Origin of the sequence: Pseudidiomarina sp., assembly GCF_033722695.1 — a bacterium.
In the GTDB taxonomy this organism is placed as follows: domain Bacteria; phylum Pseudomonadota; class Gammaproteobacteria; order Enterobacterales; family Alteromonadaceae; genus Pseudidiomarina.
On sequence record NZ_JAWVYM010000001.1, the window covers coordinates 25,250 to 51,069 of the forward strand.

The 25,820-nt window shown below is 50.6% G+C and carries 25 protein-coding genes; 16 read left to right on the forward strand and 9 right to left on the reverse strand.

The window, feature by feature from the left end; translation table 11 throughout:
• Positions 1-3 precede the first annotated feature (3 nt).
• Both R3196_RS00115 and R3196_RS00120 read left to right on the forward strand, forming a co-directional pair.
• Entirely contained in the window at positions 4-546 is a 543-nt protein-coding gene (locus tag R3196_RS00115; RefSeq protein ID WP_318934573.1) for a hypothetical protein, read from the forward strand.
• Positions 546-3,473, forward strand: coding sequence for a prolyl oligopeptidase family serine peptidase (locus tag R3196_RS00120; RefSeq protein ID WP_318934574.1), 2,928 nt, complete (start codon positions 546-548; stop codon positions 3,471-3,473). The genes R3196_RS00115 and R3196_RS00120 overlap by 1 nt, the downstream gene beginning before the upstream one ends.
• Positions 3,474-3,483: 10 nt before the next feature.
• On the opposite strand, the gene R3196_RS00125 is transcribed toward R3196_RS00120, so the two are convergent.
• From R3196_RS00125 to queF, 4 genes are all read right to left on the reverse strand, one after another.
• Complete coding sequence (locus R3196_RS00125; protein ID WP_318934575.1) at positions 3,484-4,488, reverse strand: isocitrate dehydrogenase; 1,005 nt, start codon at positions 4,486-4,488, stop codon at positions 3,484-3,486.
• A gap of 114 nt (positions 4,489-4,602) precedes the next feature.
• Positions 4,603-4,977 carry a DUF3192 domain-containing protein gene (locus R3196_RS00130; protein WP_318934576.1) on the reverse strand — a complete coding sequence of 125 codons (375 nt, stop codon included), beginning with the start codon at positions 4,975-4,977 and terminating at the stop codon, positions 4,603-4,605.
• Positions 4,978-5,014: 37 nt separating this feature from the next.
• Positions 5,015-6,370 carry a nucleotide 5'-monophosphate nucleosidase PpnN gene (gene ppnN, locus R3196_RS00135; RefSeq protein WP_318934577.1) on the reverse strand — a complete coding sequence of 452 codons (1,356 nt, stop codon included), beginning with the start codon at positions 6,368-6,370 and terminating at the stop codon, positions 5,015-5,017.
• A 21-nt stretch (positions 6,371-6,391) separates the two neighbouring features.
• Positions 6,392-7,222, reverse strand: coding sequence for an NADPH-dependent 7-cyano-7-deazaguanine reductase QueF (gene queF / locus R3196_RS00140; protein ID WP_318934578.1), 831 nt, complete (start codon positions 7,220-7,222; stop codon positions 6,392-6,394).
• Positions 7,223-7,330: 108 nt separating this feature from the next.
• On the opposite strand from queF, the gene R3196_RS00145 reads away from it, so the two are divergent.
• From R3196_RS00145 to R3196_RS00155, 3 genes are all read left to right on the forward strand, one after another.
• Positions 7,331-7,882, forward strand: coding sequence for a SecY-interacting protein Syd (locus R3196_RS00145; protein WP_318934579.1), 552 nt, complete (start codon positions 7,331-7,333; stop codon positions 7,880-7,882).
• Between the two features lie 62 nt (positions 7,883-7,944).
• Positions 7,945-8,640, forward strand: coding sequence for a GNAT family N-acetyltransferase (locus R3196_RS00150; RefSeq protein ID WP_318934580.1), 696 nt, complete (start codon positions 7,945-7,947; stop codon positions 8,638-8,640).
• On the forward strand, positions 8,621-8,947 hold the full coding sequence (locus tag R3196_RS00155; RefSeq protein ID WP_318934581.1) for a DUF962 domain-containing protein: 327 nt from the start codon (positions 8,621-8,623) through the stop codon (positions 8,945-8,947). The genes R3196_RS00150 and R3196_RS00155 overlap by 20 nt, the downstream gene beginning before the upstream one ends.
• Here R3196_RS00155 and R3196_RS00160 read toward each other — a convergent pair.
• Positions 8,916-9,227: a DUF3301 domain-containing protein gene (locus R3196_RS00160; protein WP_318934582.1), complete on the reverse strand. Its 312-nt coding sequence runs from the start codon at positions 9,225-9,227 to the stop codon at positions 8,916-8,918. The genes R3196_RS00155 and R3196_RS00160 overlap by 32 nt on opposite strands.
• Complete coding sequence (locus R3196_RS00165; RefSeq protein WP_318934583.1) at positions 9,224-10,327, reverse strand: DUF3549 family protein; 1,104 nt, start codon at positions 10,325-10,327, stop codon at positions 9,224-9,226. The genes R3196_RS00160 and R3196_RS00165 overlap by 4 nt, the downstream gene beginning before the upstream one ends.
• Before the next feature lie 30 nt (positions 10,328-10,357).
• On the opposite strand from R3196_RS00165, the gene R3196_RS00170 reads away from it, so the two are divergent.
• Positions 10,358-10,702, forward strand: a complete 345-nt coding sequence (locus tag R3196_RS00170; RefSeq protein WP_318934584.1) for a YqcC family protein — start codon at positions 10,358-10,360, stop codon at positions 10,700-10,702.
• A complete protein-coding gene (gene truC, locus R3196_RS00175) occupies positions 10,695-11,411 on the forward strand; it encodes a tRNA pseudouridine(65) synthase TruC (protein WP_318934585.1) in 717 nt (238 codons plus the stop codon). The genes R3196_RS00170 and truC overlap by 8 nt, the downstream gene beginning before the upstream one ends.
• Positions 11,412-11,413: 2 nt before the next feature.
• Here truC and dapD read toward each other — a convergent pair whose 3' ends face one another.
• Genes dapD through map form a run of 3 tightly spaced genes read right to left on the reverse strand, consistent with a single transcriptional unit; the run spans position 11,414 to position 15,668 of the window.
• Positions 11,414-12,238 carry a 2,3,4,5-tetrahydropyridine-2,6-dicarboxylate N-succinyltransferase gene (gene dapD / locus R3196_RS00180; protein ID WP_318934586.1) on the reverse strand — a complete coding sequence of 275 codons (825 nt, stop codon included), beginning with the start codon at positions 12,236-12,238 and terminating at the stop codon, positions 11,414-11,416.
• The gene (gene glnD, locus R3196_RS00185) at positions 12,235-14,874 is read right to left on the reverse strand and encodes a [protein-PII] uridylyltransferase (protein WP_318934587.1); all 2,640 of its coding nucleotides are present in this window, start codon (positions 14,872-14,874) and stop codon (positions 12,235-12,237) included. Before glnD ends, dapD begins: the two co-directional genes overlap by 4 nt.
• Positions 14,875-14,876: 2 nt before the next feature.
• Positions 14,877-15,668, reverse strand: coding sequence for a type I methionyl aminopeptidase (gene map, locus R3196_RS00190; protein WP_318934588.1), 792 nt, complete (start codon positions 15,666-15,668; stop codon positions 14,877-14,879).
• Positions 15,669-15,937: 269 nt separating this feature from the next.
• Between map and rpsB the strand changes: the two genes are divergently transcribed.
• The 9 genes from rpsB to bamA all read left to right on the forward strand — a co-directional run bounded on the left by rpsB (position 15,938) and on the right by bamA (position 25,805).
• Positions 15,938-16,672, forward strand: coding sequence for a 30S ribosomal protein S2 (gene rpsB, locus R3196_RS00195; RefSeq protein ID WP_318934589.1), 735 nt, complete (start codon positions 15,938-15,940; stop codon positions 16,670-16,672).
• 26 nt (positions 16,673-16,698) lie between these two features.
• On the forward strand, positions 16,699-17,580 hold the full coding sequence (gene tsf / locus R3196_RS00200; protein WP_318934590.1) for a translation elongation factor Ts: 882 nt from the start codon (positions 16,699-16,701) through the stop codon (positions 17,578-17,580).
• A 114-nt stretch (positions 17,581-17,694) separates the two neighbouring features.
• On the forward strand, positions 17,695-18,450 hold the full coding sequence (pyrH, locus tag R3196_RS00205; protein WP_318934591.1) for a UMP kinase: 756 nt from the start codon (positions 17,695-17,697) through the stop codon (positions 18,448-18,450).
• 11 nt (positions 18,451-18,461) lie between these two features.
• Positions 18,462-19,019, forward strand: a complete 558-nt coding sequence (frr, locus tag R3196_RS00210) for a ribosome recycling factor (RefSeq protein WP_318934592.1) — start codon at positions 18,462-18,464, stop codon at positions 19,017-19,019.
• Between the two features lie 69 nt (positions 19,020-19,088).
• Positions 19,089-19,874 (forward strand): polyprenyl diphosphate synthase, encoded by a 786-nt coding sequence (gene uppS, locus R3196_RS00215; RefSeq protein WP_318934593.1) that lies wholly within the window; start codon positions 19,089-19,091, stop codon positions 19,872-19,874.
• A gap of 2 nt (positions 19,875-19,876) precedes the next feature.
• On the forward strand, positions 19,877-20,740 hold the full coding sequence (locus tag R3196_RS00220; protein ID WP_318934594.1) for a phosphatidate cytidylyltransferase: 864 nt from the start codon (positions 19,877-19,879) through the stop codon (positions 20,738-20,740).
• The gene (gene ispC, locus R3196_RS00225) at positions 20,740-21,936 is read left to right on the forward strand and encodes a 1-deoxy-D-xylulose-5-phosphate reductoisomerase (RefSeq protein ID WP_318934595.1); all 1,197 of its coding nucleotides are present in this window, start codon (positions 20,740-20,742) and stop codon (positions 21,934-21,936) included. The genes R3196_RS00220 and ispC overlap by 1 nt, the downstream gene beginning before the upstream one ends.
• The gene (rseP, locus tag R3196_RS00230) at positions 21,930-23,285 is read left to right on the forward strand and encodes a sigma E protease regulator RseP (RefSeq protein ID WP_318934596.1); all 1,356 of its coding nucleotides are present in this window, start codon (positions 21,930-21,932) and stop codon (positions 23,283-23,285) included. Before ispC ends, rseP begins: the two co-directional genes overlap by 7 nt.
• 36 nt (positions 23,286-23,321) lie before the next feature.
• On the forward strand, positions 23,322-25,805 hold the full coding sequence (bamA, locus tag R3196_RS00235) for an outer membrane protein assembly factor BamA (RefSeq protein WP_318934597.1): 2,484 nt from the start codon (positions 23,322-23,324) through the stop codon (positions 25,803-25,805).
• Positions 25,806-25,820 lie beyond the last annotated feature (15 nt).

The following is a 25,820-nucleotide window of genomic DNA, read 5'->3' on the forward strand; positions in this document are numbered from 1 at the left end:
ATTATGCGCCAGCTATGGATTTTCGTTGTTATCGTTCTAGTAGCCGGGTGTGCCACCCGGGTCAGTAGTATTCGCACCGATGAAGTGGTCCCGCTAGTTGGTGGTTCTGGCTATTTACTGATTGGTGTTGAGACTGCTCACGATCTTAATTTTGTCGACTTAGACGGACCAAAATCTATACGGCTGAGTGATAAGGATCTACGTGCCGGAACCAATTATATCCTGATAGAACTTCCTGCCGGCGTTTACACTATCAGTGAGTTAACACTGGGTACGAGCCAGCGGTTTGTTCTGGACGATGAAGATAACTGGCAGGTTGATGTTAAGAAGCAGCGTATCAGCTATGTTGGTCATCTTGTTGTTAAATCTCGCGGTTACTGGGCACGTAGAGCCTCAATTGAGCTCGAGAACCGCTCGTCCCAGGCGCTGGAATTTCTGGAGCAGGATTTTCCGGTCATTCTGGCAGGATATCCACTGGATTACGGCGGCCCCGGGAAAGACCACTTTCTGCCTTATGTAGCCTCGCAAAACGGGAGTGCTGACTAATGAAAAAGCTTCTCTCGCAAATCATTTTGTTAATTGCACTTATCAGCTTTGGTGTGCCGGCTTTGGCAGAGCCCATTTCCGCGGCTGCGCTGTTTCAGAAAGCCGATAGTTCACGTTTCCAGTTATCGCCTCAGGGGCGTTATATCTCCTTTGTTGGTGTTGAAACAGACAATCCCGCCATAAATATTGCTGATCCGCTAACCAATAAAGTCATCTATCGGCTTCAACTAAACGAAGATCAAAGCTTTTCAAAATATCAGTGGCTTAACGACAATACGTTATTTCTGAGAATACGCACCGGCCAGGATTACGCAAAGTTTATTATTACCCTGGCCGATGGTACAGGGCGTTACGATAGGGTTGCGATAATTGGGAGCGTCGTGGCCCGGGTGGCTGACAATCCTGACTATGTCTATTTTCAACAACCCATTTTAACCGGCGCGCCATACCTTGATTTGTTTCGCGTCAGTATCGAGGATCTGAAAAAAAGCGACTTTTCACGGGCGCAACGGATTCAACATGACGGTGAAAACATAATAGATTATGCCTATGATGCGAAACTCGACCGGTTTGGCGGGGTACACTTCAATAAGTTGAAAGGAAGCCTTCATTTTAAGTTTATGAAGCGCGGCTCCGAAAGCTGGCAGACCTTTTTAATTTTAAACCCTGAAAACGAGAAGAATGGCGAAAATGAAGCCGATGAAGACAGCCGGGTTGTGCGGGTTCCTCTGGGGTTTATCTCGCCGACCAAAATAGGCGTACTTACGAATGCTGATACCGACAAAATAGTGGTGCGAACGTACGACTATGAAACAAAAGAGCTAAGTGACGTTCTGTATCAGCATCCGCTTTATGATCTTGAAGATGCTGGCTTTACCGAAGACGGCGAACTCGATTACGTGGCCTTTTCTCAGCACGGCCTGCTGGAATATAAGTACTTTAACGACTCTCAGCAGCATCTTTTTGAGCAGTTAAAAGAGGCTTTTCCGGATCGAGCTTTGTATACCGTCTCACAAAGTGATGATAAAAATTTCGGCATTTTACGGGTTGCCGGTTCCGATGAACCTGGGCGCTACTACTGGTATTCAGCGGCAACGAAGGAAGCGAAACTATTAGCTTATTCGTACCACGAATTGATGAATGAGCAATTCAGTAAGTCAGAGCGAATTCGTTTTACAAGTAAGGATGGAACACCGCTTGAGGCCTTTTTAAATTTACCTCAGTCGGCGAGTAATTCAGTGTTAATCGTGATGCCCCATGGTGGCCCAATCGGGGTGCGGGAAACTGATAGCTTTAATGCCGAAGTACAGTATCTGACCAGCCGCGGGTTTGCGGTTCTGCGAGTTAACTTCCGTGGCTCATGGGGCTTCGGAAAGGCATTCATGGAGCAGGGAGTTGGCCAGTTCGGCAAGTTGATTGAAGAAGACATAAGTGCGGCGGTAGATGAAGTCCGTAAGTTAAAATCATTCGACAAGCTTTGTGCGATGGGAACCAGTTACGGCGGTTACTCCTCGGTTATGCTGGCTATGAAAAAACCCGAGCTTTACAGCTGCGTAGTAGCGGGTTTCGGGGTTTACGACTTACCCCTTGTGTTTAACGTGAGTAACTATCGGTCGGGTGAAAGCCGTGAAAAGGAATGGTCAAGAGTAATTGGTGAGAATAACGACGCATTATTGGACGTCTCGCCAGTTTATTTTGCCGATAAGCTCGAAGCTCCAATTTTACTGGTCGCTGGTAAGCAGGATCAAGTCGCGGCCTTTGAGCAGACCAACCGGTTCCACTATGTCCTTAAACAAAACAGCCATCCGGTTGAATCGATTTATTATGAAAACGCTGGCCACAGCCATAACAACTGGTGGGCCGCTCGGCATGAAGCAGCCGCTAAAGTTGATTTTATATATCGCACCCTGGGTATTGCTTATCCCGATCCTGAAGCGCTGACTGACCGTCAGCGAGAGGTGTTCGGTGAAGATCTGAATTTATTAGCAGAGGGGCTCAGGTATGAGGACGTGATTCAATCGCGCAGCCCAAGTGCACATGAATATAATCTGCTGGCGGCCAATTACGGAAACGGGGAAGCGGCGTATAGTGTCGGCAGCGACTATCTTCTGGGCAGAGGTATACCGAAAGATATCGCTCTGGCGCTTCGCTATTACAATTTAAGCGGCGAAAAAGGTTATGCGCCTGCCTGGGTACAGCTTGGCCGAATGTATTTGCATGGCGAGCAGGTTAAACCGGACTGGGAACTGGCGAGCAGCTATTTAGAGCGCGCTACTTTAGTAAAAGGTGAGAGTGAACGAGAAGCCAGGCTATATCAAATTCAGTTTAAGTGTCTGGCGCCGGAGCCCTGGCGTGATACCGAAGCCTGCTTGACGGATCTTGAAGGGTATTTCACTGACGAGCGCGCTGTTGAGCTCTCCCGTAAACTGATAAACCGGGCGCTGGCGGTGGTATCTACAGAGGCAGAACTAACTCGTGAACAACGCAGCCGGTTAGTGAACGGGTTGCATGTTTTCTATGACCTGAATAAGTCGGTTACCGGTTTAGACGAGCTGCAAAGCGGTGCTTTTCGTGCATCCTATGGAAAGTACTCGCTTATTCCCGGAAGCGAACAGCAGGACGCTGAGATAACTACTATTTCAAAAGCAGAATATGTCGAGGATGATATTTTCGGTGTGATTTTTCAGCTAAATGTTGAGGGAACAGACCGATATCGCGATGCGGCGGTGATTGCGGTCCGCTGGACCCAGACTGATACAGCAACGCAGGAAACCATTTATAAGGAACACTTTCTTACCGGAGGTCATCCCCACCTCAATCTGCGGGTAACACGCCCGAAGCTTGAGCCGGGGACAACCTGGAAGCTGGAATTGTCCGACTTAAATCAAAAGCTGTTGTATCAGCGCGATTTCGTCATTACGGAATAAGCGATCCCGGTTATAGGCGATCAATTATTGCCTGAGTAAAGTCGGTGGTGCCATGGGTGCCACCTAAATCCCGGGTGGTCCGATCGCCGCTGGCGATAGTGTCAGCCAGCGCGGCGTGAATGCGGCGTGCTGGTTTTGGCATGTCGAGGTAATCGAGCATCTGGATAGCGGCCAGAATAACTGAAGTCGGATTGGCCAGATTTTTGCCGGCAATGTCCGGAGCTGAGCCATGTACTGCTTCAAAAATCGCTGAATCGTCGCCGATGTTTGCGCCCGGGGCCATGCCAAGGCCGCCCACCAGTCCGGCACATAAGTCGGAAATAATGTCACCGAATAAGTTGGTGGTGACAATCACGTCAAACTGCTCCGGATTCATTACCAGCCGCATACAAACCGCATCAACGATCATTTCATTGCAGTCGATGTTAGGGTAGTCCACTGCGATTTCCCGGGCTATTTTCAGGAACAGCCCTGAGGTGGTCTTTAGAATATTAGCCTTGTGCACCACGGTTATTTTCTTACGTCCCTCACGTTCAGCGAAATCAAATGCAAAACGTAAAATGCGCTCACAACCTTTGCGGGTTATCTGACTTATGGCGCGGGCCTGATCACCTGCTTCAGAGGTGGTCTGGCCAAGCCCTGAGTACATACCCTCAGTATTTTCACGAATGGTAATAATATCAATGTCTTCATAGCGTGACTGAGTGCCTTTGAAGGATTTAACCGGGCGCAGGTTAGCGTACAGGTCGAATTTTTTACGTAAGGTCACATTGACCGACGTGAAGCCTTCACCCGATGGGGTCGTTAAAGGCCCCTTAAGGGTCGCCTTATTACGGGTGATCGCGTCGAGTGTTTCCTGGGGTAATAGTTCACCGGTCGCTTCCAGGGCGGTCAGGCCTGCTTTGGCATATTCATAGGTAAAGTCGCAGCCAGCTTTATCAAGGATCTTAATAGTGGCGTCGATGATGTCGGGGCCAATACCGTCGCCGGGAATGACAGTGATTGCGGTGCTCATAGGGTATCCTACTTCTGAAAAGGAACAAACGAGGCATCGGCGCCGCGTTAGCGGCATCCGACTGTGGTTGTTAATTATAGCAGAAGGGATATTGGTAAAGGCTGAGCCTAATCATTAAAACGATTGATAGTCACTATAAGCGTCCGCCCCCCAGGCGATAAGTTCGTCGTTCTTGAATAACAGCGGGGTGCATTCTTCGCGGGTAGTAATGCCGTCCGATTTGACGTGGTGAGTGCGGTAAAACAGCACCAGTAACTCTTCACCATCGCTGGTCGCCTTGGCTTCACTGATATCCGGCGAGCCCAGCAGGCGAATCACATCGCCTTTGGGAATGCCCAGGTCGAGCCGGCCAATCTGTTTCAGGTTAAAGGTTTCACGTTCCTGCCAGTTCATGTTTTCAGGATCGGCTTTGTAATAGTGAAGAATGACCGCAGTGGCTGCCAGATAAATAGCAAAACCGATGATGACGACTTTGAACATTTTTGACATAGTGGCGCGGTGCTCCTTTTACTTTTCTTAGTCGATATTAATCCGTGATAACCCGATAACAAGGGTGATAAACAGTGCCAGGCAACTTCATCCGGCCTTGCTCAACGAATGCCCGCAACAGTACATCTAGTTTACGCATCATATCGCGTTCGCCATGGATCTCAAATGGCCCGTATTTACGAATAGCACGAATGCCTTCGTCTTTCACATTTCCGGCTACAATCGATGAGAACGCCCGGCGCAGCGCCGAAGCGAGCAACTGGGGTTCCTGATTGCGGAAAAGGTTCAGGTTTCTGACATTATCATGGGTCGGGATAAAGGGCCGCTGAAACGGCTCTTCGATGTGCAAGGTCCAGTTGAAACAATAGGAGTCACCGACTTCACGACGATACTCTTTTACATCACGGGCAGCGTCTTTCATAGCTTTGGCGACGGCGACAGGATCATCAATGATGATGGTATAAAGCTCGCGCGCGGCCTCACCTAAGGTCGCGACAATGAAATCATCAATGGCGTCGAAGTAGCCGGCACTACTGGCCGGACCGGTTAGTACCACAGGCAACACCTGGCGTTTGTTCTCCGGGTGCATGAGAATACCCAGCAGATACAGCAGCTCTTCAGCAGTACCAACGCCGCCGGGGAATACCACAATGCCATGAGCACAACGGATGAAGGCTTCCAGCCGCTTCTCGATATCAGGCAGAATAACTAATTCATTGACGATCGGGTTTGGCGGCTCGGCGGCAATAATGCCCGGCTCTGTAAAGCCAAGGTAGCGACCATCAGAAATACGCTGTTTGGCGTGCCCGATAGTGGCACCTTTCATGGGACCTTTCATGGCCCCCGGGCCGCATCCGGTACAAATATTCAGGGCCCGCAAGCCCATCTGGTAACCAACTTCTTTGGTGTATTTGTACTCGACCTCATTGATCGAATGACCGCCCCAGCAAACGATGACGTTTGGGTCGAGATTCGGCTGGACGATCTGGGCATTGCGAAGAATATCGAATACCACGTGGGTGAGGGTATGGGTATCCGCTGAATCCAGAGTCTGTGAGTTATAGGTTTCACCGGTGAACAGAATATCCCGCAGTACAGCTTCAACCAGCTCCTGCATGCCGACGATGAGCTTGCCGTCAACAAAGGCTTCAGCCGGTGGGTTGATCAGCTCAAGCTGAATACCGCGCTCACTCTTGACGACACTAACATCAAAGTCTTCGTATTTATTGAATATTTCTTCACTGCTGTCAGTTTTGCTGCCGGCGTTCAGTACGGCCAGACAACAGTTGCGAAACAGACGATAGAGCTGTTTGTCGCTGCTTTGCTGCAGCCGTTCTATTTCAAGTTGTGACAGTAAGCTCATGCTTCCGCGCGGGGAAATCGTAAATTTCATTCTATGTCCTTATTATTAGTATCATTGGCGGCTAAGACGACCGGGCTCTGGTGCCGGTTCAAAGTCTGAACGGAAGGGATTAATATCCAGTCCGCCGCGCCGTGTATAGCGTGCATAAACCGTAAGCTGGTCAATTGCCAGCCTGGTTTTTAAATCTATAAACAGCCGTTCTACGCACTGTTCGTGAAATTCATTGTGGTGGCGAAAAGAAACGATATACCGAAGCAACGCCGCCCGGTCAATCGTCTTGCCACTATAACGAATCATAACTGAGCCCCAGTCCGGTTGATTGGTAATCAGGCAATTAGACTTCAGTAAGTGACTATGCAGGGTTTCACTTACCCTGGCGCTATTGCTGTGGGCCAGCAGATCCGCATTATAATCATACTCACTGATGCTAATGTCCTGGTTATCAATGCATTCGCCGGACATATCGGTAAAAGGTTGCCGCTGAGCTTGCTGCACAGTTAATAACTTCACGTGCACAGGTGCACCGGCACATGCGGAGAGATCCTTCTGAAGTTGATCTTTTACTGTGTTCCAGTCAGGCCACTGGCAATCATTAAAGCTGTTCAGGTAGAGCTTAAAGGATTTCGACTCAACTAGGTTCGGGCTAGTGGCAGGGATGACAAATTCACCTACAGCGACCTGTGGCATACCCCGGGTATTGAGCCAGGATAATTCATAGCCAGTCCAGTAATCCTGGCCCTGAAAGGGTAACTCCTCCGCTTCATTCAGGCCGATGGTGCTGCGATTCAGTTGCCGGGGCACAGCCTGTAGCAGACCCGCATCAAAGGCGGTAGGGTAGTCGGTAGGTCGACCAAGGGATAAATGTTCCAGGGGTTGCTTCATCGAAACCGCTTATCTTGTTAAACTCAAATTAATCGTATAAATCTCACGCAGTCAGCCATTGTAGCGCTGACCTCACATTGATACCAGTTTTCTACTCAGGATTTTAACATGACTGTACTCGAAAAAATGGACCGGCTACTGGAAGCTTACCAGCAGTTTTACGCTAAGCATGACCGGCCACTGCTGGTGGAAGCCAACCCGGAGTGGGAGGCGCCGATATATGGCGAGCCGACCAACAACGGTTGGGTGCGCTGGCAGCCCATTATGCAGTCCACGCCCCTTGATTTTTCCGACTTGACCAATGCGCTGGAGCAGCCATTTCACCCGGATATGATGGCTTTTTACTCACGCTGGTTTGCCGCTGATCTGGCGGTAACCTGGCAGCAGCACCCGCTCTGGTTGTTGCAGGTACACGGGCCTGAGGATGGCGATCGTTTGCTGAGCAATCAGGCCGGGCACGTGTTGATGAAGAGGCGTCTGAAACAGCCGGTTACGCTATTTATCGGGCTGGCCGAAGAAACCGACGATTTATTGCTGACAATGGATAATCAAACCGGGGCCGTAGGCCTGGAATTTGCGGGCAGGGAACAGCATGAAATACTGGCACCGGGCCTGGCAGAATTCCTTGATGATTTAGCCCCGCGGCTGGTGGATAATTAAGCGGGAATGGGATAATTTGAAAAGCCAGCACACAAAAAAATACGCGACGAGCGAGACCAACAATGACAGTAAAAAAACAGGCGCGGTTGCGCGATGGGCAATTACGCTATCTGGTAGCAGAAGAGCTTAAGCTGGCAGCCTCTCTGCTGTATCAGGCTTATCATGATGACCCGTTATTTATGGACTTGTTCCAGGCCGATAAGGCGGATTATGAAAAGCGCTTGCGCGCGGCGATACGCGAAGAGCTTAATGCCTTCTGGGAAGCTGACCAGCCGATGATTGGCATTTTTGAGGACGACAGTCTGGTGGGGGTCGCTTGCCTGACGCGGCCCGGCAAAAGTTTCGGGCCAGGCAAATACTGGCATTGGCGCCTGAAGATGCTATTGACTGCGGGTTATGTCAGTACCCGCCAGTTGATTGATAAAGAGGCTCTGATTCAGGGCGCGATGCAGGAGCAACTGACCAACGGCAATAGCGATCGGCATTATCATATGCTGGCTTTTATCGCGGTACACCCACGCTATCAGCAAAATGGCTGGGGCCACTTACTGATCGGCGCTGCTGAGCAGGTGCTGGAGGATAACAGTGATTCAGCTGGTATCGCGGTGTTTATCACCCAGACAAAGTATCTGCCGCTATTCGAGCAGCACAATTATCGTAAGGTGACGGATTTACAAGTCGGCGGGATTGCAGGACAACTACTTTTTTACCCTCATACCGGTGCGGCAGGAGCAGATCATGCAGTTCAATTCGTTTAAAGAATTTTACCCCTATTATCTGGCAGAACACGCGGACCCGCGCTGCCGGGCAACCCACTATATTGGCAGCACCTTGGTACTTATTGTGCTGGCTTTCGCTTTGCTGACCCAGCAATGGGTCTATTTATGGCTGGTGCCATTGCTGGGCTACGGCTTCGCCTGGTTAGGTCATTTTCTGTTTGAACACAATAAGCCGGCGACCTTTAAGTACCCGGCATACTCACTGTTAGGCGATTGGGTGATGTACCGTGATTTCTGGCTGCGGTTGCTTGGCTTCAGGCGTCAGGGAGCCGATAAGGCGGAGTAGTAATATTCACCAGCCGTAAGTTGAGTAGTTGCAGTTCGCCTTCATAGCGGCTCTGCTGATCGCTGCTAAAAGCGAAGTCATAATTACTCAGCCAGCCAAAATGCCGGCCTTTTTTCGCCAGCTTGCCGTCGCGCCAGGCAATATCGAGAAACTGCAACTGGTGTTGCTGACAATAACGTTGCGCGTAGCGGCGGGCATGCTCTGCCTGGCGCCGACCCTGCCAGAATAACCAGAACACCATGGCTATAGCCAGCAACAGTATGGCATCAAGTAACATCATGAACTGACTCCGGTAAACTGCCGCCAGGCCCGCTGCAGCGGCAATGGCAAATCATGTCGGCGCAGCAACGACAGCAAGTGCGGGCGAATGGCCGGTAACCGCAATAAATCCGCAGTAAGTGCGGCAAACAGCTGGTTGTTCTGGCGCTCTGCTTGCATGGCCGGGTATTCCGCCAGCCGCAGCATATAGAGTTCCAGTAGATTCACCTTCTCGTTGCCCGGCTGTAGAGCAGACCACATGCGCGCCGGAATAAGCACCAATTCATCCTGATCAGGATTTCCCAGGCAGTGAGCGACAGCGTCACGCACTGCTTCGGTATGACTTGCGCTGGCGCAGCTGCGCAGCAGGTTGAGACGTTGTTCGCCCGGCTGAGCTTCACTTAGTACCCGCTTGGCTAAGGCATCGGTTAGCGGCTGGGGCGACGACTGGTGTTCCAGCGCTATCGCCAGTGCCCGTTGCAGTGGCTGCGGGTAACTATGAAAATTGTCGGCGATCTGCGCGCTGAGTCGCTGCCCGGCATGCAAGCGGGCGGCGACATCATGCAACCCCTGCAGGCCTATCTGTTGCCACTGAGGGGCCTCAGGCTGTGCCAGGGCGCTTTCGGCAGTCTCGTAGTGAACTGAGGGCGGCTGTTCAAGCCGCTTAGTCAACCGGGCGTGCAGGGCGGCGCGCTTTTCTTCAGCGGGAGTAAACAGGTACGGACTCTGCTGCAGTTGCTGCCGCTGCTCTTCATTCAGAGCGCCCGTTACCTTATTACCCAATAGGGTTAGCACCTGAGTAATAAATCCCTGTTGCGCCTGCAAGTCCAGAAGTCCGCGCTCATCAAGCGGAAACTTCAGAAACCAGAGAAAAGGTTCAGTGGCGCCCTCAGCTGCCTGCGACCAGAATACAATCGCCAGCCAGGCATGCCCCTGTAGCGGGAAAGGATAGGGCGCCTGCTGGGCCTCGATAGCGTTAAACTCGCTGGTTTCTATCGCTTGCAGCCGCCGGCCGAGATCATAGATATAGAATTCGCTCTGGCCTGCATCCAGTAACTGTGAAAGGGTCAAAATAGCCATTAAACTTGCATCACGCATCATTTTGCTGAAAGATGTCGCCATTATATCGAGTTCCCCGCCGTGGAGATAGTAATGGACCAAAGACAGCGCGCCGCGAGGTTGTTAGAGCGTATTGAGGCCGAACTGAACTGTCTGGGATTATGGCAGAATCAGCTGCCTTCTGCGCAGGCGCTGGCCAGTAGCGAACCTTTTGCTATGGATACCCTGGATTTTCACCAGTGGCTGCAATTTATTATGTTGCCCAGGATGTGGGAAATCATTGATGGTGAGCATCCCTTACCCCAGAAGATTGCCGTGAGCCCCATGGCCACCCACGTTTTCCATGACGAATTAGAGCACCACGAGAGTCTGATTCGTATTCTGCGTGAGTTTGATACCCTGTTAAGTGGAACGGATCCTTTAGCTAACGATGTCTGAACTGCCCATTTTATTGCAGGATGAGCACCTGGTTGCGGTGGATAAGCCAGCGGGACTACTGGTTCATCGTAGCTGGATTGCCAAACATGAGACTGAGTTTGCCTTGCAACAGGTGCGTGACCAGATTGGTCAGCATGTGTTTCCGGTGCACCGTCTTGATCGTCCGACCTCGGGAATTCTGCTGTTTGCCAAAGATCCTGACACAGCGCGCTTAATGACTGAACAGTTTGCTGCCCGCCAGGTTCGAAAAACCTACCACGCCGTGGTGCGGGGCTACCTGGATTCCGGGACTCTGGATTATCCGTTAAAAGAAGAATTGGATCGTATTGCGGATAAACAGGCAGATCAGGACAAAGAAGCACAACCCGCAATTACCGATTATGTCTGCTTAAAGCAGATTGAGCTGCCATTTGCTGTTGGTAAGAAACATTCTAGCTCACGCTATTCATTGATGCGGCTGCATCCCCATACCGGCCGCAAACATCAGTTACGCCGGCATATGTCTCATCTGCGCCATCCGATAATCGGTGACACTAATCATGGCGACGGCCGGCACAATCGCTTTTTCCAGCAGCATTTTGACCTGCGACGGTTACTTCTTGCGGCAACCGGGCTGGTTTTTACCCATCCCCATAAAAAAACGGCAGTTCAGATTGAACTGCCGCTTCCCGAAGAGCTGCTACGCGCCTTTCAGCCTGCCAGCGATTAAATTTATTCTGCCGCGCGCAGCAGTTCGTTAATACTGACTTTGGCGCGTGTTTGCGCATCAACTTTTTTGACGATGATAGCGGCGTAGAGGCCATGGGTACCATCTTTTGAGGGCAGGGTGCCCGGCACAACAACGGCTCCTGCCGGCACACGGCCAAAATGGATCTCACCGGTTTCACGGTCATAGATACGGGTACTCTGACTAATATAAACACCCATTGAAAGGACAGCACCTTCACCGACGATGACGCCTTCCACAACTTCAGAACGGGCACCGATAAAGCAGTTGTCTTCAATGATGGTCGGGTTTGCCTGCAACGGCTCAAGTACACCGCCAATGCCAACGCCACCGGATAAATGAACATTTTTACCGATCTGAGCGCAGGAACCGACAGTGGCCCAGGTATCCACCATAGTGCCTTCGTCCACATAGGCGCCGATATTAACGTAGGAGGGCATCAGCACCACGTTGCGGCCGATAAAGGAGCCTTTGCGGACCATCGCAGGAGGGACCACGCGGATACCTTCAGCGCGGAACCGCGCATCGTCATAGCCAATGAATTTACTATCAACTTTGTCAAAGAAACGGGTTTCGCCGCCATTCATCAGATGATTATCCTGGGTACGGAAGGACAACAACACCGCCTTTTTCAGCCACTGATGAACAACCCAGTTGCCATCAATCTTCTCAGCAACGCGGAGCTTGCCCTGGTCAATTTGCTGGATAACTTGGTTGAGATCCTGATGGAGCTGCGCCGGTACATTCTTGGGAGAGATCTCTGCCCGCTGCTCAAATGCTTCTTCGATTCGTTGCTGTAAATTACTCATGTGGTTTCCTGTGTACTGTCCAGTGCTTCGATAATGCGTTGTTTAACCTGCTGGCGCTGTTGCTCGTCGAGAGCTTCATTGCGGCGGGTGGCAACGATGAACAAATCTTCAGCCTGTTCACCGACTGTAGTGATCTTAGCGGTTAAAATATTGAGATCCAACTCCTGCAGTACTTTTGCAACCCGCGCAACCAGGCCTGGGCGGTCTAATGCGGTCAGTTCAAAGGCGCTGCGGCGATGATGGCGCTCGGCAACAAATTCTACCCGGGTAGGCACATTAAAATTGCGCAGCCGGCGCGGCAAGCGGCGCTGTCCGCCGGGTACCCGCTCACGCTGTCGCAATACATCGTGCAGCTGCTGCTTCAGCGATTCGATATGACGCGCGTTAGTGAGGGGATCGCCATTATCCAGCAACACCACAAAGGTATCCATAACATAGCCGTCGCGGGTGGCCAGAATCTGGGCGTCATGAATACTTAGCCCCTGACTGTCTAATACTGCAGCGACCGCGGCAAATAAGTATTCGTGTTCCAGGTGATAGATAAACAGCTCTGTAGTGCCCTGGTTATTTTCATCGCCCAGCAGGATCAAGGGTAGCTGTTCATCGTCGCGCACACCAAGTATGTGCTGCGAGTGCCAGGCAATTTGCTCAGGTTGGTGACGTAAAAAGTAGTCAGCGGTAAAGCGGCCCCATAATTCCTGCACTTCGCGCACCTGATAGCCGGCGCTCAGGAGTAGCCCCATAGCGTGCGATTGATGTTCGTGAATACGCTGGCGCATTTCGCGGGCAGGTGAGGGCTTGCTCTGCTGCAGGAACTGGCTGGTAATCTGATAGAGGTTTTCCAGCAGGGTGGCTTTCCAGTTATTCCACAGACTGCTATTGGTTGCCCGGATATCGGCAACGGTCAGGCAATAAAGATAGTCGAGTCGCTGTTGGGTATTAACCACAGCAGCAAATTCACGCACCACTTCAGGATCATGGATGTCACGCTTTTGTGCAGTAACCGACATAAGCAGATGTTGGCGCACCAGCCAGGCGACTAAATCGGTATCGTCTTCGTCCAGGCCATGCAAAAAGCCAAAGTTACGGGCGTCCTGCTCCCCGAGCTCTGAGTGGTCACCGCCGCGGCCTTTCGCAATATCATGGAAAATCCCCCCCAGATACAATAATTCAGGCTTGGCCATGTTGCTCACAAGTTCAGCGCAGAGCGGGAAGTCCTGATTAAACTCAGGATCCTGATAGCGATACAAATTACGGACCAGCCGGAAGGTGTGCTCGTCTACGGTGTAGGCGTGAAATAAATCAAATTGCATCTGGCCGACAATTTGCTGCCACTGGGGCAGGTAATGGGCCAGAATTTTGTGCTTATGCATAAAAGTGAAGGCACTGCCGCAGCCGTTCGGGTGTCGCAATATTTGCATAAACAGCGCGCGACAAACGGGGTGATCACTTAATGGCTGCTCAAGCTGCCGTCTGGCATTTCGAAGCAGGCGAATGGTATGGGCCTGAATATGCGTAATTTCCGGGTGTTGAGCAATGATCAGAAAGAACTCAAGGATCTGATGCGGTTGTTCGAATACGCCTTCATAGCGCGCCGCTATGGTGCGGCCAATAAGCTGAAAGTGCTGGTTGAGGTTCTCACAGCTGGTGCGATCTTCGCGCCCCAGAATGGCCTGCTCAAAAAACTGCAATAACATAGCGTTGAGTTCGCTGACGCCCACCACCGCATTAAAGTAATCTTTCATCATGGCTTCAACGGCGCGCTTGCCCGGTTCGCCATAACCCATACGGGCCGCTACCCCCGGCTGATAATCAAACAGCAGGCGGTCTTCTTTTTTGCCGGCTTCCAGATGCAGAGCGAAGCGAATCCGCCACAAAAATTCCTGATACTCCCTGAGTTCCAGCAATTCGGAAGCGCTAATATAGCCAAACTGCACCAGGCTGCGGTCGTTCTGGGTATGGAAGTGGCGCTTGGCAATCCAGCCAATGGTCTGAATATCGCGCAAACCGCCCGGGCTGCTCTTGACGTTGGGCTCGAGATTATAAGAGGTGCCGTGGTAATGCTGATGACGCTCTTGTTGCTCAGCTAACTTTGCCTGATAAAAAGCGCGGCTGCTCCAGGGCAGGTCGTGGTGTACCCGTTGACGTAGTTGTTGCGCTAATTCCGTGTTGCCGCAAAGCACCCGATTCTCGAGCAAGCTGGTAGCGACGCTGACGTCAGCTGCGGCTTCGTCCATGCATTCGGCGATGGTGCGAACACTGTGGCCGACATCAAAGCGAAGATCCCACAATAGCTGGATGAACTGCGTTATCGCTTCGCTGGTGCCCGAGTTGAGCGGCGTCTGGTGCAAAAACAACAGATCGATGTCGGAGCCTGGGTGCAAGGTGCCGCGACCATAGCCGCCGACTGCCAGTAAGGCAAGGTCAGAGCCGTCAAGCTCAAAGGCTTGCCAGAGTTGCTGCATTAGCTGATCAACGAAAGCACTGCGATCCGTTAATAAGGATTCAATATCAGCGGTAACAAAGGCATTAGCAGACCAGTCCTGATAGTGTTCAGCACACTCCCGGCCTGCTGTCAGGGTAAGGGGCTCGGGCCAGCTTATGCCTGCCGCAGTGGCCACCTTAGCAGCGGACATAGTTAATCGCCCTGATGGCTGATAGTACGTGGGAAGTCTTCATCGCTACGCAAGGTCAGTACTTCAACGCCGTCTTCGGTGACCAGCAAGGTGTGTTCCCACTGGGCACTCAGACTGCGATCCTTGGTTAATACTGTCCAGCCATCGCGCATAAGCTTGGTCTGACGCTTGCCGGCGTTCACCATAGGTTCAATGGTAAAGCACATGCCAGGGGCCAGCAGGTCGCCGGTGCCGGCAGTGCCGTAATGCAGAATTTGCGGCTCTTCATGGAATACCGCGCCAATACCGTGGCCGCAATATTCCCGCACGATGGAATAGCCGTGCTGTTCCGCATATTTTTGAATAATGGCGGCAAAATCGCCGGTACGAATACCCGGACGCACCATACGGATGGCCTGGTACAGGGATTCCTGGGTAACCCGGATCAAGCGTTCGGCCAGAATACTGGGTTGACCAACCACAAACATTTTTGACGTGTCGCCGTGATAACCCTCGAGTTTGACTGTAACGTCCAGGTTCATAATGTCGCCATCTTTTAATGGCTTATCATTCGGAATACCATGACATACGACGTGATTCAGCGAGGTACAGACAGACTTCGGGAAACCATGATAATTGAGCGGCGCCGGATAGGCGTCATGAGCGATTATGTAGTCATGGCAGATTTTATCCAGCTCAGCCGTGGTTATCCCCGCTTTGATGTGGGGTTCGATCATTTCCAGTACTGATGCTGCCAGGCGCCCGGCGGCACGCATTTTTTCGATTTCTTCCGGAGTTTTTATCGTAATAGCCATATTCAGTCGCGTAATCTATTGAGTAAAGGCGCGGCAAGGGCGCGAGTAAGGCGCTAGTTTAGCAGTTCACGAGCCGCCGGCAAAGCATAAAACCCACCATTAAAACTTGCGGCCAGCCTGCTTTTCATGGTATAAAGCGCCCGCAATTTCGATTGCAGAACGAACTTAAACACACACATACATCGACACATAGGTCGGGGTGCTCCGGGATAGCCGGGGTCGAACTATGGGATGTATGGAGGCATAACCCCTTTTAAAGGAAAATTATCATGGCAAACGTGTCAATGCGTGACATGCTCAAAGCTGGTGTGCATTTCGGCCACCAAACCCGTTTTTGGAACCCAAAAATGAAGCCTTTCATTTTTGGCGCTCGTAATAAAATTCACATTATCAACCTTGAAAAAACTGTGCCTATGTTCAACGACTCGTTGAACTTCCTGCAGCACGTTGCTTCAAATCGCGGCAAGATCCTGTTCGTTGGTACGAAACGCGCAGCAGCTGACGCCGTTGAGCAAGCAGCTAACGATTGCAAACAGTTTTACGTCAATCATCGCTGGTTAGGCGGCATGCTGACTAACTGGAAAACCGTCCGACAGTCAATCAAACGTCTGAAAGAACTGGAAACGATGAGCCAGGATGGTACTTTTGAAAAGCTAACCAAGAAAGAAGCGCTGGTTAACACCCGCGAAATGGAAAAGCTGGAAAAAAGTCTTGGTGGTATCAAAGATATGGCCGGTCTGCCGGACGTACTTTTTGTTATCGATGCTGACCACGAACATATCGCTATTAAAGAAGCGAACAATCTGGGTATTCCAGTAATTGCCGTGGTTGATACCAATTCAAACCCTGATGGCGTTGATTATGTAATTCCTGGCAACGACGATGCAATTCGTGCAGTTCAACTGTATCTGAATGCAGCAGCCAGCGCGATTAACGAAGCGCGTGGTGGAGTTGTTGAAGGGAAAGCTGCTGACGATTTCGTTGAAGCAGAAGAAACTGAATAAAGTCATCTGATTAGAGGACAAGATACATGGCTATTACCGCAGCTATGGTTAAAGAATTACGCGAGCGCACTGGCGCTGGCATGATGGATTGTAAAAAAGCGCTGGAAGAAACCGGTGGTGATATCGAAGCGGCAATTGAACTGATGCGTAAAAGCGGTCAGGCAAAAGCGGCTAAGAAAGCTGGCCGGGTTGCTGCTGAAGGCGTGATTTTGACCAAAACCGAAGGCAATGTGGGTACGTTAGTTGAACTGAACTGCGAAACTGACTTCGTTGCCCGGGACGATAACTTCCTGAGCTTTGGTGAAAAAGTTATCAACGTTGCTTTTGAAAATAAAGAAACTGACGTTGAAAAGCTGAAAGAAACCGAACTGGAAGGCGGCTCTAGCGTAGAAGAAGTTCGTTCAAACCTGGTTGCAAAAATCGGTGAGAACATGAACGTTCGTCGCGTAACCACTATCACTGCTGGTGATTTGGTTGAGAGCTATGTCCATGGCGGTCGGATTGGTGTTTTAGTTGCCATTACCGGTAACGACGCTGAACTGGCAAAAGATATCGCGATGCATGTTGCGGCAAGCGCACCACAATTCGTGAAGCCGGAAGACGTTGACGCTGAAGTTGTAGAAAACGAGCGTCGCATCCAGCTTGATATCGCTATCCAGAGTGGCAAGCCACAGGATATCGCTGAGAAAATGGTTGAAGGCCGTATGCGCAAGTTTACCGGCGAAATCAGCCTGACTGGCCAGGCATTTGTGAAAGACCCTTCAATGACTGTTGGGGAACTGTTGAAGCAGAAAGGTGCTGATGTAGTCACTTTCGTACGTTACGAAGTGGGTGAAGGTATCGAGCGTAAATCGGAAGATTTTGCTGCTGAAGTTCAGGCACAAATGGCTGCTGCGAAAAAGGCGTAATGCCAATGTCGCAACCGTCGACGAGAAGCACATAACAAAAACCGCACCCTGCCTGGCAGGATGCGGTTTTTTTTCGCGTATAATAAACAGCTAATCAGCATATGGAGCAAATCGATGACAACAACACCTAAACCAGCCTACCGCCGTATTTTGCTGAAATTAAGCGGTGAAGCCCTGATGGGCGATGAGCCCTTTGGCATTGACGCGAAAGTGCTTGATCGCATGGCCCAGGAAATCAAAGAACTTGTCGAGCTCGGGGTTCAGGTTGGCCTGGTCATTGGCGGCGGTAACTTATTCCGTGGTGAGGGTCTGGCGAAGGCGGGTATGAACCGTGTTGTTGGCGACCATATGGGGATGCTGGCGACAGTCATGAACGGTCTGGCGATGCGGGATGCCCTGCACCGGGCTTTTGTAAATGCGCGGCTGATGTCGGCAATTGAACTGAATGGCGTCTGTGACAGCTACAACTGGGCCGATGCGATTAGTCTGCTTAAATCAGGCCGGGTAGTTATTTTCTGTGCCGGTACCGGTAACCCGTTTTTCACTACCGATTCAGCGGCGTGTTTGCGCGGCATCGAGATTGAAGCTGAACTGGTTCTCAAAGGTACTAAAGTTGACGGCGTGTATTCAGCCGATCCAAATAAAGATCCTAAAGCCGAATTATTTAAACAAATCAGTTATAATGAAGTGCTGGAACGCCAGTTAAAAGTAATGGACCTGGCCGCCTTTACTTTAGCGCGGGATCATAACCTGCCAATCCGGGTATTTAATATGAATAAGCCGGGCGCATTGCGGGCGGTGATTATGGGTGAAAAAATAGGTACACTGATAGGTACTGAGCCAGCTGGTAAAAAAGTGATAACAGATTAAGGGAAAACAACGTGATAGACGAGATTAAACAAGACGCCAAAGAACGCATGGAGAAAAGCTTAGAATCGCTGCGTGCACAAATATCCAAAGTTCGCACCGGGCGTGCGCATCCGAGCCTGCTGGACGGTATCATGGTGCCTTACTACGGAACCCCGACACCACTGAAGCAACTGGCTAACATCACGGTTGAAGACTCCCGTACGCTGGCATTGACGGTGTTTGATAAGTCCTCAACGGCGGCAGTTGAAAAAGCCATCATGACATCTGATCTGGGTCTGAATCCAAATACTGCGGGTAACGTGCTCCGGGTACCCTTACCGGTATTAACTGAAGAACGTCGTCGTGATCTGGTTAAAGTAGTACGTGCCGAAGCAGAGCAGGGACGGGTTGCGATTCGTAATATCCGCCGTGATGCGAACAGCGATTTAAAAGAACTCGAAAAAGAGAAAGAAATCTCAGAGGATGAGGAACATCGCGCAGCAGATGAAATTCAAAAGCTGACTGATACCTATATTGGTAAGATTGATCAGTTGCTGGAAGAAAAAGAAAAAGACTTGATGGAAGTTTAAGCGATTGCTTATTTCCTGCATTGGTAGACAGCGCCGTGTCAGTTATACTTGCACGGCGTTTTTTCTTGTATGGCTCAGAAAATGAATACAGTGGATGTTGATCAAATTCGTATGCCGCGTCACGTCGCTATCATTATGGATGGCAACGGACGCTGGGCGAAGTTGCGCGGGCAGCATCGGACCTTTGGGCATAAAGCCGGGGCCGAAGCAGTGCGTCGGGTAGTTGCTTTTGCCCGCAAAAAAGGGATTGAGTCGCTGACCCTGTTTGCCTTCAGCAGTGAAAACTGGAACCGTCCGGAACAGGAAGTTTCAGTGCTGATGTCGTTGTTTTTTACGGTGCTTAAGCGTGAAGTGAAAAAGATCCATAAGCACAATGTCAAACTGAACATTATTGGCGATCTTTCAGCGTTTTCGCCGCGCATTCAGCAGCGTATTGCTGAAGCCGAAGCGCTCACTGCGGGTAATACCGCTTTACAGCTTAATATTGCCGCGAATTATGGCGGGCGCTGGGATATTACTCAAGCGGCTCGCGCGCTTGCTGCGCAGGCGGTACAGGGAAGCATAGCAGTAAACGAAATAACCCCTGCACACATTGCTAATCAGCTGCAACTGGCTGATCAGCCGGAACCAGACTTACTGATCCGCACCGGTGGTGAACATCGCATCAGTAATTTTTTATTATGGCAGCTAGCCTACGCAGAGTTATATTTTAGTAAAGTACTATGGCCTGATTTTGACGATAATGAATTCGCTGCGGCCATAGCAGATTTCAGTTGCCGGGAACGCCGCTTTGGATTAACCAGCGAGCAATTGCAACGCGCGATTCTGGATACTGATGTAACCGTCGGGGAATAAGTTTGCTAAAACAACGATTATTAACAGCATTAATTCTGATACCCCTTGCGCTCTACTGTGTCTTTGGGTTGCCCTTATTTGGGTTTGCGGTAGCTATTACTATATTGATGACCGCCGCCGCCTGGGAATGGTCACCACTAATGGGCTTGAAACGTCAGGTGAGCCGGATTTTGTATACCGCGTCAGTGACCGCACTGCTGAGCCTGTTACTCTGGCTGGTGCCCGTCGGGGAGATCTGGCAGCAGGCTACCCTCAATCCTTTATTCTATTACGTCACCATAATCGGCTGTGCCTGGTGGGTACTCGCGACACTGTTGGTCATAAAATATCCAGCCAGCCGGCGTGCCTGGTCACGTACCCGTCTAATCGTGGGCATCTTCGGTTACCTGATGTTTATACCGGCCTGGGTAGCGCTGTTGACGATTCGCTCTATCGACTACGGTGGTGATCCATCTTTTGGTGGTTTCGCAGTCCTGTTTGTTTTATTACTGGTTTGGGCGGCTGACGTCGGCGCTTATTTTGCCGGCGTAAGATATGGCCGCAACAAGCTAATGCCGGCGGTAAGCCCGGGAAAAACCCTGGAAGGCTTGTGCGGTGGTATCACTTTAGCTTTCGTCGTGATGCTGGTCATTGCACACTGGGCAAAAATACCGGTAGGGCAGTTAAGTGGTTATTTCCTGGCGGGTCTGATAACGGTTATCGCGTCAGTTTTTGGTGATCTGAACGAGAGCATGTTCAAGCGCTGTGCGGGGGTCAAGGATAGCGGTTCACTGCTTCCTGGCCACGGCGGTATTCTGGACCGTATCGACAGCCTTACGGCCGCCTTGCCCGTCTTTACTTTGTCGTACCTCTGGTTACTCGTCTGATGGTCAAACAAATTACTGTACTGGGAGCGACCGGCTCAATTGGTCAGAATACCCTGGCCGTGGTCAAAGAAAATCCCGAACTTTTTACCGTTTATGCCGTAACTGCTCAGCAAAACGTCGCCGATATGGTGGAAATCTGTCACACCTTCAAGCCCCGGTTTGCCGTGATGACCGATGCTGCCGCGGCCCGCGAATTACGTGACTGTCTGCAGGGACTCGCAACCGAAGTACGGTCGGGTTCGACGGCCATGGAAGAAGTTGCCAGCGCGGCAGAAGTCGATTTAGTGATGGCAGCCATTGTTGGAGCGGCCGGATTATTGCCCACCATGGCAGCGGTGCAGGCTGGTAAGCGGGTGCTGCTGGCTAATAAAGAAGCCCTGGTTATGACCGGGCAGATATTTATGGACGCCGTGGTAAAACACAGTGCCGAGTTAATGCCAGTGGACAGTGAGCACAACGCTATTTTCCAGTGCCTGCCGGAGGCTGTTCAGCGGCAATTGGGGCAAAGCGACCTGGCTGCTGCCGGAATTCGGCAAATCATGCTGACTGGCTCTGGCGGGCCGTTTCGTAATTTGCCACTCGAGCGCCTGGCCGAGCAGACTCCGGACGCCGCTTGTGCGCATCCGAACTGGTCAATGGGGCGCAAGATCTCGGTGGATTCAGCGACCATGCTGAATAAGGGGCTCGAATACATCGAAGCGCGCTGGCTGTTTAACTGTAAGCGGGAACAGCTGCAGGTGGTTTTGCATCCCCAAAGTGTTATTCATTCGATGGTCAGCTATAACGATGGCTCGGTTATCGCGCAGTTGGGCTTGCCCGATATGCGCACTCCAATTGCTTATGGTATGAGTTATCCGCGGCGCATTCAGAGTGGCGTTGCCGCGCTCGACTTCACAACCCTTGGGGAGCTGAGTTTTGCCGTAGCAGAGCCAGCCCGGTATCCTTGCCTGCAACTAGCTATCGACGCCTGCTGGCAAGGGCAATGGGCTACTACCACCCTGAACGCGGCCAACGAAATTGCCGTGGCTGCTTTTCTTGATGGTCGCATTCGCTTCACTGATATTGGTTCGATCGTGGCCGACTTACTGGCAAAGATTAATCCGCAGCAACTGAACTCTGTACCGGCAGTTTTGTCTTTAGATGAGCAGGTCAGGGCATACAGCCGGGAACAGGTAGAGCAGTATTCATTATGTTAGAGATTATTTGGGCGATAGCGGCGTTCGCAGTTACTTTAGGTATTCTGGTTACCTTCCACGAGTTTGGCCACTTCTGGGTAGCGCGTCGCTGTGGTGTGAAGGTGTTGGTTTTTTCTGTAGGCTTCGGTAGGCCTATCTGGCAGCGCACTGCAGCGGACGGCACGGTTTATCAGGTTAGTATTATTCCCTTAGGTGGCTATGTAAGGATGCTTGATGAACGGGTAGATGAGGTGTCTGCCAATGAGCGCCATTTAAGTTTTAACGCAAAATCAGTAAGTAAGCGCGCTGCTATTATTGCGGCCGGTCCGGCAGCTAACTTTGTGATCGCGGTTCTGCTGTTATGGCTGATGTTTGTGATTGGAGTCCCATCGGTAAAGCCTGTGATCGGCTCGATTCAGCCCGATTCAGTCGCGGCTCAGGCTGACATTCGCACACCAGCTGAGATTTTATCAGTTAATGATAATGCAACGGAAGATTGGCAACAGGTTAATCTGGCCTTTGCTGCCGCTCTCGGTAACGACACCGTGCAGCTCAGCGTGCGCGATGAAAACGGGCGAGCCGAGACCCACCGGCTTGATATCAGTGACTGGCGTCTCGGTGACCAGCAACAGCCGACCTTTGTCGAGCTGGGTATGCAGCCATGGCGTCCTGAAGCGACTAACATCATAGATTACGTTGCTGAGGATTCACCCGCTGCTGAGGCCGGCTTCAGGGCTGGTGATAAAATTATTGCAATAAATGGAACTCCGCTGGATGAATGGTCTCAAATCAGGGAGCGGATTGTCAGTGCGCCTGGCGAACGGCTATCGTTTACGGTCGCAAGAGATCAGCAACAAATCGTTTTGCACGCCAACATTGGCGAGCGCTCCGATGCTCAGCAAACGACCGGCTTTCTCGGTATCGAACCGCAGGTGACGGCTTATCCTGATGAGTATCGATTTGTACAGCAGTACGGTATAGTAGGTGGCTTAATAAAAGGCATCGAGCGCACTTGGGATTTAATGGTTTTAAGTGTGCAAATGATCGGTAAACTGGTTACTGGAACTGTTTCACTAAGTAACTTAAGCGGACCGGTCGCCATAGCTGAAGGCGCAGGTGCTTCAGCCAGTTATGGGTTAGTTTACTTTTTAGGGTTTCTCGCGCTAATCAGTGTTAATCTGGGGATCATAAATCTGGTACCATTGCCAGTTCTGGATGGTGGCCATTTGGTGTTTCTGGCTATTGAAGGTGTGCGCAAGAAAGCAGTTTCTAAGCGTGTACAAGAACTTAGCTACCGGATTGGCGGATTACTGATATTTGCGTTAATGGCAATTGCAATCAGCAATGATGTATTGCGGTTAGCTCAGTGAGATCAACATATACAATAAACAATTAAGTTGCACAGAATGACGTTGAAAAAGCTGTTCTTAAGTGCCCTGATCGCAGGGGCTGCGCTTCCCGCGCATAGTGTCGAAAATTTCGTGGTCGAGGATATCCGGATCAAAGGATTACAACGGGTCGCTCTAGGCGCAGCCCTGACGTATATCCCTGTGCGAGTGGGTGATACCGTAGACGAAGCTACCGTCCGGCAGAGCATCAGATCGCTTTACTCGTCTACGCATTTCAATAATGTGGTTGTAAAGCGTGACGGTGATACGCTGGTATTCGAAGTGACCGAGCGGCCTACCATTAGCTCAATCGAATTTGACGGCAATAAAGAAATCAAAGACGAGCAGCTTACTGAGTCGCTTACCGAGCAAGGTATTATTGAGGGCGAGCCGCTTGATCTGACGACGATTTCGTCGATCGAAACGGGGCTGGAAGACTTTTATCATAGTATTGGTAAATATAACGCCGAAGTTAAAGTCACTATCGTTAATCAGCCCCGCAACCGGGTGCGGTTAAGCATTGATTTTGATGAAGGTGAGTCGGCCGAAATCCAACAAATTAACATTGTCGGTAATAAAGCTTTTAGTGACGATGAAATCCTCGACAACCTTGAGCTCAAAGATAAACTCCCCTGGTGGAATCTGATTGGTGAACGACGCTATCAGAAGCAACAGCTAAGTGGTGACCTGGAAACCCTTGAGAGCTTTTATAAAGATCGTGGCTACCTGACGTTCACGATTGACTCTGTTCAGGTAACCATGACCCCGGATCGTACCGGCGTATATGTCACTATCAATGTCAAAGAAGGCGACGTATTTACTGTTCGCGAGACTAAGGTTATGGGCGATCTGCGCGGCCGTGACGAGGTCGTAAAGCGGCTTGTTCAAATTGAGCCAGGTACCCAGTACAGCGCGGCACAGGTGACTTATCTGGAAGAGCTGGTAGCAAAATTATATAGTCGTTATGGCTACGCTTACCCTGAAGTGCGAGCCATTCCGGAAATTAATTCAGATACGAACGAAGTTGATTTGATGTTCTCGGTTAATCCGGGCAACCGTGTTTATGTTAACCGAATCAACTTCAGAGGTAATATTACAACTCAGGATGAAGTGCTACGTCGTGAAATGCGTCAGCTCGAAGGGGCACCGCTTAACGACGAAGCCATCGAGCAAGGCAAGATACGGCTTGAGCGACTGGGCTTTTTTGAGACTGTAGAAACGTCCACTGAGCGCGTCTCTGGTCGTGATGATTTGGTAGACGTCGATTTTGTAGTGAAAGAACAGCCATCCGGGTCGTTTAACTTTATGTTTGGTTATGGCGATTATTCCGGACTGCAGATCGGTGCTGGTGTACAACAGGATAACTTCCTCGGTACGGGCAACCAGGCGGCGATTAATATAAACACTAACAGATTTAACCGAAATCTTAGCTTATCTTATATGGATCGCTATTTTACCAAAGATGGCGTGAATCTTTCTGGCCAGATCTATCTGAGTGAGTTTGATGCCGGACGGCAGGCAAACCTGATCCGGTATAATAAAAAGCAGTATGGTATCGGCGGAACGGTTAGCTTTCCGATTAACGAGGTCAGCAGTCTGAATTTAGGCCTGACTTACCGGAATGAGGAAGTCACCAATGTTGAAGGCTATGAACAAATTCGTAAGTTCTATCAGCCTTACCTGGATGAGCAGAATCCGAACTCTGGCGTAGCTTTTGATATTTTCGAAGTGTCCACCGGCTGGCAACGGGTCACATTAAACCGCGGAACGTTTCCTACCGAAGGCACAATGAATCGGATTAGTCTTGATGTAGCGTTACCAAACAGTGATGTGAATTACTTTAAAACCAGTTACACCTTTCAGCACTATCTGCCAATTACAGATGATCATAGATTTACGTTCCTGACCCGTTTTCGCGCCGGTTACGGTAACGGTTATGGTGAAGATAATAATGGGAATGAATATTTGTTCCCATTTTATGAGAACTTTAAAATTGGCGGCAATGACAACCTGCGAGGCTTTGAAGCCAACACGGTTGGTCCCCGGGCAATATTCCGCTACCCTGACACGGTTATCGGCCCGCCCGGATTCAGCGGTATTCCGAGCGAGTTCCCGGCCGGTCCCGGAGCCGATTCACTGGCAGTAAGCCGCTTTTCTATTGGTGGTAATGCCATGTTCGTGGGTGGTTTCGAACTGATTTTCCCGACACCGCTAATAAAAGAAGAAACCAAGAATGTGGTGCGTACCAGCGTTTACGTTGATATTGGTAGTGTTTGGGATACTGAATTTGACTACGATGACTATAAAAACTTAACGTTGGTGCCAGGTTCAGGAGAGCTGCGAGATTACAGTTCCCCAGACAACTACCGTGCTTCTGCAGGTGTTGCCGTGCAATGGTTATCACCTATGGGACCTCTGACATTTGCTTTTGGCCGGCCGATCAAATCGGTTGAAGGCGATAAGACACAGGTATTTACCTTTAATTTTGGTACCACTTTCTAAACAGATACAACTATT

What these genes read in the sequence shown, in the direction of transcription:
- ispC (WP_318934595.1), top strand. Translation starts at nt 20,740, where the DNA reads ATGGTCAAACAAATTACTGTACTGGGAGCGACCGGCTCAATTGGTCAG.
- R3196_RS00170 (WP_318934584.1), top strand. Translation starts at nt 10,358, where the DNA reads ATGGACCAAAGACAGCGCGCCGCGAGGTTGTTAGAGCGTATTGAGGCC.
- R3196_RS00115 (WP_318934573.1), top strand. Translation starts at nt 4, where the DNA reads ATGCGCCAGCTATGGATTTTCGTTGTTATCGTTCTAGTAGCCGGGTGT.
- glnD (WP_318934587.1), bottom strand. Translation starts at nt 14,874, where the DNA reads ATGTCCGCTGCTAAGGTGGCCACTGCGGCAGGCATAAGCTGGCCCGAG.
- rseP (WP_318934596.1), top strand. Translation starts at nt 21,930, where the DNA reads ATGTTAGAGATTATTTGGGCGATAGCGGCGTTCGCAGTTACTTTAGGT.
- map (WP_318934588.1), bottom strand. Translation starts at nt 15,668, where the DNA reads ATGGCTATTACGATAAAAACTCCGGAAGAAATCGAAAAAATGCGTGCC.
- R3196_RS00165 (WP_318934583.1), bottom strand. Translation starts at nt 10,327, where the DNA reads ATGGCGACATCTTTCAGCAAAATGATGCGTGATGCAAGTTTAATGGCT.
- rpsB (WP_318934589.1), top strand. Translation starts at nt 15,938, where the DNA reads ATGGCAAACGTGTCAATGCGTGACATGCTCAAAGCTGGTGTGCATTTC.
- queF (WP_318934578.1), bottom strand. Translation starts at nt 7,222, where the DNA reads ATGAAGCAACCCCTGGAACATTTATCCCTTGGTCGACCTACCGACTAC.
- R3196_RS00145 (WP_318934579.1), top strand. Translation starts at nt 7,331, where the DNA reads ATGACTGTACTCGAAAAAATGGACCGGCTACTGGAAGCTTACCAGCAG.
- R3196_RS00160 (WP_318934582.1), bottom strand. Translation starts at nt 9,227, where the DNA reads ATGATGTTACTTGATGCCATACTGTTGCTGGCTATAGCCATGGTGTTC.
- R3196_RS00150 (WP_318934580.1), top strand. Translation starts at nt 7,945, where the DNA reads ATGACAGTAAAAAAACAGGCGCGGTTGCGCGATGGGCAATTACGCTAT.
- dapD (WP_318934586.1), bottom strand. Translation starts at nt 12,238, where the DNA reads ATGAGTAATTTACAGCAACGAATCGAAGAAGCATTTGAGCAGCGGGCA.
- truC (WP_318934585.1), top strand. Translation starts at nt 10,695, where the DNA reads ATGTCTGAACTGCCCATTTTATTGCAGGATGAGCACCTGGTTGCGGTG.
- tsf (WP_318934590.1), top strand. Translation starts at nt 16,699, where the DNA reads ATGGCTATTACCGCAGCTATGGTTAAAGAATTACGCGAGCGCACTGGC.
- uppS (WP_318934593.1), top strand. Translation starts at nt 19,089, where the DNA reads ATGGCTCAGAAAATGAATACAGTGGATGTTGATCAAATTCGTATGCCG.
- R3196_RS00130 (WP_318934576.1), bottom strand. Translation starts at nt 4,977, where the DNA reads ATGTCAAAAATGTTCAAAGTCGTCATCATCGGTTTTGCTATTTATCTG.
- R3196_RS00125 (WP_318934575.1), bottom strand. Translation starts at nt 4,488, where the DNA reads ATGAGCACCGCAATCACTGTCATTCCCGGCGACGGTATTGGCCCCGAC.
- ppnN (WP_318934577.1), bottom strand. Translation starts at nt 6,370, where the DNA reads ATGAAATTTACGATTTCCCCGCGCGGAAGCATGAGCTTACTGTCACAA.
- bamA (WP_318934597.1), top strand. Translation starts at nt 23,322, where the DNA reads ATGACGTTGAAAAAGCTGTTCTTAAGTGCCCTGATCGCAGGGGCTGCG.
- R3196_RS00120 (WP_318934574.1), top strand. Translation starts at nt 546, where the DNA reads ATGAAAAAGCTTCTCTCGCAAATCATTTTGTTAATTGCACTTATCAGC.
- R3196_RS00155 (WP_318934581.1), top strand. Translation starts at nt 8,621, where the DNA reads ATGCAGTTCAATTCGTTTAAAGAATTTTACCCCTATTATCTGGCAGAA.
- pyrH (WP_318934591.1), top strand. Translation starts at nt 17,695, where the DNA reads ATGACAACAACACCTAAACCAGCCTACCGCCGTATTTTGCTGAAATTA.